Source organism: Serratia sp. CY38905 (assembly GCF_052168875.1).
In the GTDB taxonomy this organism is placed as follows: Bacteria; Pseudomonadota; Gammaproteobacteria; order Enterobacterales; family Enterobacteriaceae; genus Serratia; species Serratia sarumanii.
Genome location: NZ_JBJNLV010000041.1, coordinates 1 through 2,367 on the forward strand (window position 1 = coordinate 1; position 2,367 = coordinate 2,367).

A 2,367-nucleotide genomic window follows, 5' to 3' on the forward strand; every position below is an offset into this window, starting at 1 on the left:
CGTACGGCCCACAGAATGATGTCACGCTGAAAATGCCGGCCTTTGAATGGGTTCATGTGCAGCTCCATCAGCAAAAGGGGATGATAAGTTTATCACCACCGACTATTTGCAACAGTGCCTTTTACCCTTGGTGCCGTACTGGAGCAGCAGGAGCATACTGCCGCCCTGACCGACCGCCCTGCAGCACCGGACGAAAACCTGCCGCCGCTATTGCGGGAAGCGCTGCAGATTATGGACAGTGATGATGGTGAGCAGGCCTTTCTGCATGGCCTGGAGAGCCTGATCCGGGGGTTTGAGGTGCAGCTTACGGCACTGTTGCAGGGGTCCGCTTGGGAAAGGGAAAATATCCTACGCTAAGGCTGTTTTTTAACCATCAACTGTTAGCAAACTGCCCAAGTGGCGGTGCTATGCCATTTCTGCGTCCGAAACCGAGCGATTACGTACACCATGCCACCGATCTGTACGAAAGTAGGCAAAACCAGAAACGGACAGTCTGATAGTTCCGTACATCCCTTACGGTCAGGGGTTTCCACTCAATTGAACGAAATCACCCGTTAAGCTTGAAAAGCTTAACGTAGGATAATTTCCGAATTCCAAGCGGCCCCCCTCTTGCGCTCTCCTGTTCCCGTCCTGCGGCATCCGTGTAGTGGTGGAAGCTTTACCTAAATCACCACGCCCCGTTCCGTTTAGACAGTTCGCTCCAAGCTGGGCTGTATGCAAGAACCCCCCGTTCAGCCCGACCGCTGCGCCTTTTCCGGTAACTATCGTCTTGAGTCCAACCCGGAAAGACACGACTTAACGCCACTGGCAGCGGCCACTGGTAAACAGGATGTGCGAGAGATGTATCGAGAGTTCTTGAAGTGGTGGCCAGACTGAGGCTACACTAAAAGGACAGATTTGGTGACGTCTCGCACAAGACTGTTACCACGGTTCAGAAACTTGCCGGTTTACTGAACCTTCGAAAAACCACCCTGCAAGGTGGTTTTTTCGTTTACATGGCAAGAGACTACGACGTCCAACGTCAGATCTCAAGAAATTATTTAAAAATAAATAGTTAACCAATATCCTTGTGATATTTATTATCCAGGAATCAACGCCTTTACCCGCTGCCGGAGCCTCACCTCAATAGCACTCTCCGGCAGCCGTATTGTTACAGCGAATCAAACTGATAGCTGACCGATAGCCCAACGCCATAGTTACGGCCCGGCGCCGGTTCATAATAGCGTCCGTTGCTCTCGTTGACGATAACAGAGCCGACGTAGCGCTTATCAAACAGGTTATCAACGCGCGTATAGAGGTCGACGGTCCAGTTATCTAGCACATATTTATAGCCGGTATTCAGTGCCGTCACCGTATAGGCTGGAGCCTGCTCGCTATTGGCATCGTTGACCTGAATATCGCTCATATAGCGGACTTCAGCGCCAGCGTACCATCCCTCTTCCGGCACCCAGCCAAAGGAGGCATAGGCGCTATTACGTGCAATCCCCGGGATCCGATTGCCGCTCTGAATAGCATCGCCGGCGTTTTCACGGTAGGTCGCATCCAGCAGCGTCCACGCCAGTTTGGCGCGCCAGGCGGGCGCAAATTGCTGATCCCATCCCAGTTCGACCCCGCGGCGGCGCGTCTTGCCCGCGTTCTGATAGGACGTACGGCCATTGTCGCTGGCGGCAACGACAATTTCATTTTTCGTGTCCGTATTGAAGACGCTCAGGCTCGCCATCCCGGTGCCCACCTGCCATTTACTGCCTGCTTCAACGGTGGTGTTAGTGGCCGGTTGCAGAGCAAAGTTAAGCCCGGACTGACCATCGGGACGATAGGACAGCTCGTTAATGGTCGGCGTTTCAAATCCCCTCCCGGCAGAGAGGTAAACGTTCCACTGCGGCGTCATGGCATACTTCAGCGCTGCCGCCGGAAGCCACTTGTGATAGCTCGCTTCGCCGCTATCATCACCATTTTTACCTACAACATAACGATCGTTGGAATCAAACCATACCGAGCTATAGCGCGCCCCGGCGTCCAGCCCCAGGGCTGAGGTGAGCTGCCAGTGCGTTTGAATGTAGGGATCGAGGTTCCACATCAGGTTACGTTCGTTACGTCGCATATCACCTTTGGTGCCGAGATCGTAAACGCCGTTCTGATAAACAAAGTTCTCATAGCCTTTGCGCTGTTCGGTCATCGCCTCGTAATCAAGGCCGGTGGTGATGGCGTAAGGGATAAAACCGCTGTCATCGTGGTGTGTCCAGCGCGTGGCTTTGTTGAATAAATCAGATTTCGGGTAAGTCTCCCCCGTAGCGGGTTGTGTTTTCAGGCAATACGCACGCTTTCAGGCATACCTGCTTTCGTCATTTTGTTCAGCGCTCGTACCAG

1 protein-coding gene and 2 pseudogenes are annotated in these 2,367 nt (G+C 53.3%); 2 read left to right on the plus strand and 1 reads right to left on the minus strand.

Going from position 1 to position 2,367, the window contains the following annotated elements; all coding sequences use genetic code 11:
* Positions 1–114: 114 nt before the first annotated feature.
* Positions 115–357 (plus strand): annotated as a pseudogene (locus ACJ8MK_RS25920) (TetR/AcrR family transcriptional regulator C-terminal domain-containing protein); the annotation flags it as partial.
* A gap of 357 nt (positions 358–714) precedes the next feature.
* A complete protein-coding gene (locus ACJ8MK_RS25925; protein WP_071600447.1) occupies positions 715–876 on the plus strand; it encodes a replication initiation protein in 162 nt (53 codons plus the stop codon).
* Between the two features lie 274 nt (positions 877–1,150).
* Here the strand turns inward: ACJ8MK_RS25925 and ACJ8MK_RS25930 are convergent.
* Positions 1,151–2,248, minus strand: a pseudogene (locus tag ACJ8MK_RS25930) (TonB-dependent receptor domain-containing protein); the annotation flags it as partial.
* Positions 2,249–2,367: the final 119 nt, after the last annotated feature.